Annotated in this window: 1 protein-coding gene and 1 pseudogene; both read left to right on the top strand. The window is 76.4% G+C overall.

Annotation, left to right across the window (positions count from 1 at the left end):
- Positions 1-3,081, top strand: a pseudogene (locus JM949_RS38870) (type I polyketide synthase); the annotation flags it as partial.
- 218 nt (positions 3,082-3,299) lie between these two features.
- On the top strand, positions 3,300-4,897 hold a 1,598-nt coding region (locus tag JM949_RS33470; protein WP_238434355.1), incomplete at its 3' end, for a type I polyketide synthase.

The following is a 4,897-nucleotide window of genomic DNA, read 5'->3' as shown; positions in this document are numbered from 1 at the left end:
CTGCTCGACGGCGCCCTGCACGCGCTCGGTCTCGGCCCGTTCGCGCCGGCCGGCGGCACCTGGCTGCCGTTCGCCTGGACCGGCGTGACCCGGCACGCGGCGACACCCACCGGCGGCCTGCGGGTACGCGTCACGCCGGCCGGGCCGGACACGGTGGCCCTGGCGGCCTACGACGTTGCCGGCGACCCGGTGCTGACCGTCGCGGCGATGCGCGCCCGCCCGGTCACCGCCGCCCAGCTCGGCGCGGCCCCGAACACGCTGCACCGGATCGAGTGGACCGAGCTGCCGCCACCGTCGGACGGCGTACCCGGAATGGAGTTCGTCGCGGTCGACCCGCCGGCCGGCGCGGACCTCACCGCCGCCGCCCACGCCGCCACCGGGACGGCGCTGCGCCTGGCGCAGGAGCGCCTGGGCGTCGACCGCGGACCGCTGGTGCTCGTCACCCGCGGAGCGGTCGCCGTCACCGACACGGACGCGGTGCCCGGCCTGGCCACCGCCGGAGTGTGGGGCCTGATCCGGTCCGCGCAGAGCGAGAACCCGGACCGGTTCGTGCTGCTCGACCTGGAACCCGGCGCGGACCTGCCGGCCGCGCTGCCGCCCGGGGAGCCGCAGATCGCCGTCCGGAACGGAAAGGCGTACGCCCCCCGGCTCGTCGCGGCCACGCCGCCGGTGGCCGCCACGCCGCCCCCACTCGATCCGGACGGCACCGTCCTGATCACCGGGGCGACCGGCACCCTCGGCCGGCTGGTCGCCCGGCACCTGGTGACCACCCGTGGGGTCCGCCACCTGCTGCTGCTCAGCCGTCGCGGGTTCGCCGCCGACCTGGCCGGTGAGCTGGGCGCGCTCGGCGCGGACGTCCGGTTCGCCGGTTGTGACGTGAGCGACCGGGCCGCTCTCGCCGCGGCCCTGGCCACCATCCCGGCCGACCGCCCGCTGACCGCTGTCGTGCACCTGGCCGGTGTCCTCGACGACGGGGTGCTCGGGTCGCTCACCCCGGAGCGGGTCGCGGCGGTGCTACGGCCCAAGCTCGACGCGGCGGTCCACCTGCACGAGCTGACCGCCGACGCGGACCTGCGGGCGTTCTGGCTCTTCTCCTCGGTGCTCGGCATCACCGGCGGCCCGGGCCAGGCCGGGTACGCGGCGGCGAACACCTTCCTCGACGCCCTGGCCCAGCACCGGCGTGCCGCCGGCCGGCCCGCGCTCTCCCTCGCCTGGGGCCTGTGGGCCGAGCGCAGCGGCATGACCAGCGACCTGAGCGAGGTCGACAGGCGGCGGCTGGCCCGCAACCGTCTGCTGCCGCTCAGCACCGAGCAGGGCCTCGACCTGCTCGACCGGGCCTGCGCGCTGGACATCGCGGTGGCCGTACCGGCGCACCTCGAACGAGCCGCCGCGTCCCGGCCGAGCCGGCCACTGCGCCAGCTGCCCGCCACCGAACGCCGCGACGCCCTGCGGGACGTCGTCCGGCGGGCCGTCGCCACCGTCCTCGGCCACCCCGCCGAGCATCCGATCGACGAGGAGCGCCCGTTCAAGGCGCTCGGCTTCGAGTCGCTCACCGCCCTGGAACTGCGCAACCAGCTCGCCGCCGCCGTCGGCCGGCGGCTGCCCGCGACGCTGGTGTTCGACCACCCCACGGTGACCGCGCTCGCCAGTCACCTCGACGACCTGCTCGCCGGGAAGGCGGCTGCCGTCGTCGCCGCCCCCACCACCGTCCCGGCCGCCGACGAGCCGATCGCCATCGTCGCGATGGGCTGCCGCTACCCCGGTGACGTGCGCTCGCCCGAGGACCTGTGGCGACTCGTCGCCACGGAGACCGACGCCATCTCGGTGTTCCCCGCCGATCGCGGCTGGGACGAAAGCCTCTACGACCCGGACCCGGAGCGCGTTGGTCACTCGTACACCCGGCACGGCGGTTTCCTGTACGACGCCGCCGACTTCGACGCCGAGTTCTTCGGCATCAGCCCCCGCGAGGCGACCGCGATGGACCCGCAGCAACGGCTGCTGCTGGAGATCTCGTGGGAGGCCTTCGAGCGGGCCGGCCTCGACCCGCGGGCACTGCGCGGCCAGCAGGTCGGCGTGTTCGCCGGGGCGATGTACCACGACTACGCCGGGCGGTTCGCCACCGCGCCCGAGGGCTACGAGGGGCACCTGCTGACCGGCAACACCGGCAGCGTGCTGTCCGGCCGGGTCGCGTACACCTTCGGCCTCCAGGGCCCGGCCGTCACGGTGGACACCGCCTGCTCGTCGTCGCTGGTGGCGCTGCACCTGGCGGTGGAGTCACTGCGGCGCGGCGAGTGCACGATGGCGCTGGCCGGCGGCGTCGCGGTGATGGCGACCCCGACGACGTTCGTGGAGTTCAGCCGCCAGGGCGGGCTCTCCGCCGACGGACGGTGCAAGCCGTTCGCGGCGGCCGCCGACGGGACCGGATGGTCCGAGGGCGCCGGCGTGCTGCTGGTGGAGCGGCTGAGCGACGCGCGGCGGCGCGGGCACCCGGTGCTGGCGGTGCTGCGCGGCACGGCGGTCAACCAGGACGGCGCGTCGAACGGGCTGAGCGCGCCCAACGGCACGGCCCAGCAGCGGGTGATCCGGGCCGCCCTGGACGCGGCCGGGCTGTCGCCGTCGGACGTGGACGCGGTGGAGGCGCACGGCACCGGCACCACCCTCGGTGACCCGATCGAGGCGCAGGCGGTGATTGCCGCCTACGGCGAGCGGCGCGCGCAGCCGCTCCGGCTCGGGTCGGTGAAGTCGAACATCGGGCACACCCAGGCCGCCTCGGGCGTCGCCGGGGTGATCAAGATGGTGCTCGCCATGCGGCACGGCGTGCTGCCGCGCACGCTGCACGTGGACGCGCCGACCCCGCACGTGGACTGGTCCGCCGGCACTGTGTCGCTGCTGGAGCGGGCCGAGCCGTGGCCGGCGCGGGACCGCCCGCGCCGGGCCGGCGTGTCGTCGTTCGGGGTGAGCGGCACCAACGCCCACGTCGTCGTCGAGGAGGTCGAGCCCGCCAGCGGGCCGCCCGCCGCGCCGGGGCCGGCCGTGCCGTGGATCCTCTCCGGACACTCACCTGAGGCACTGCGCGACCAGGCCCGTGCGATTGCGGTCCGTCACCGGCAGCCGCCGGGTCGACGTCGGCGCCGCGCTGGCGGCGCGGACCGGGTTCGCGCACCGTGCGGGTCGTCACCGACGACGACGCGCTGGCCGCCGTCGTCGCCGGCCGGGAGCACCCGGGCCTGGTCCACGGCACCGCACCGGCGGCGGCGACCGGTCTTCGTCTTCCCGGGTCAGGGTTCGCAGTGGACGGCATGGGTCTTCAGTTGTGGGACACCTCGCCGGTGTTCGCCGCTTCGATGCAGGCGTGCGCGGAGGCGTTGCGCCCGTACACCGGCTGGTCCCTGCGCGAGGAGTTGGCGGGCCCGCTGGACCGGGTGGACGTGGTGCAGCCGGCCCTGTTCGCGGTCATGGTGTCCCTTGCCGCGCTGTGGCGGTCCTACGGCGTCGAGCCGTCCGCCGTCGTCGGTCACTCGCAGGGTGAGATCGCGGCGGCGTACGTGGCGGGTGCCCTGTCGTTGGACGACGCGGCGCGGATCGTCGCGTTGCGGAGTCGGGCGTTGCGGGCCATCGCCGGGCGGGGCGGAATGGTGTCGGTGCCGTTCGTCGACGTGGACCCGGGTGAGCTCTCGGTCGCGGCAATCAACGGGCCGGACTCCACGATCCTCTCCGGCGACGCGGAGGCGGTGGACCGGTTCCTGGCGGCGGAGCCGCGTGCCCGGCGGGTGGCGGTGGACTACGCGTCGCACTCACCGCACGTCGAGGCGGTCCGCGACGAGATCCTGACCGCACTGGCAGACCTCACGCCGCGCGCGTCGCGGGTGCCGTTCCACTCCACCGTCACCGGCGGGTTGTTCGACACCGCCGGACTAAACGCCGGGTACTGGTACCGCAACCTGCGGGAGACGGTCCGGTTCGCCGACACGGTGGCCGCGCTGCCCGGCGTGCTGATCGAGGTCAGCCCACACCCCGTGCTGGGCCTCGCCCTGCACACCCTGCGCCGGGACCAGGGCGACCTGGACGCCGCGCTGGCCCGCGCCTGGACCGCCGGCGTGCCGGTCGACTGGGCCCCCCGCTACGCGCCGCACCAGCCGGTCCGGGTCGAGCTGCCCACGTACCCGTTCCAGCGTCGCCGCCACTGGCTGGAGACGCCCGCGGCCGCGCCGACCGGCGGACCCGCGCAATACCGGATCGCCTGGCACCCGACCAGCACGCCGGACGCCGCGCTGCGCGGCACCTGGCTGCTCGTCACCCCGACCGACGCGCCGCACCCCGACCTCGCCCCGACGCTGACCCGGCACGGCGCCACCATCCGGCACCTCGCCGTGGCCGCCGGCGACGATTTCGCCGGGCCGCTGCGCGAGGCCGTCGCCGCCGGGCCGCTCGCCGGGGTGCTGTCAGTGCTCGGGTACGACGAGCGCCCACACCCCGCGCACCCGGACGTGCCCACCGGCCTGGCCGCCACCCTGGCGCTCGCCCAGACCCTCGGCGACACCGGGATCGACGCCCCGCTCTGGCTGGCCACCCGGTCCGCGGTATCCACCGGCCCGGGTGACCCGCTCGACGCGCCGGCCCAGTCGCTGATCTGGGGCCTGGGCCGGGTCATCGGCCTGGAACACGGCGACCGCTGGGGCGGCCTGGTCGACCTGCCCGACGAGATCGACGCCCCGGCCGGCGCCCGGCTCGCCGCGGTGCTGACCGGCCGCGACGCCGAGGACCAGGTGGCGATCCGTCCGCACGGCGTCCTGCTGCGCCGCCTGGTGCCAGCACCCCCGGACCCGGCCCCCCGGACGCCCTGGCAGCCGTCCGGGACCGTGCTGGTCACCGGCGGCACCGGCGCGCTCGGCGGCCA

Origin of the sequence: Micromonospora tarensis (assembly GCF_016803395.1) — a bacterium.
GTDB lineage: Bacteria > Actinomycetota > Actinomycetes > Mycobacteriales > Micromonosporaceae > Micromonospora > Micromonospora tarensis.
This window is presented reverse-complemented; position numbering and strand designations above follow the sequence as displayed.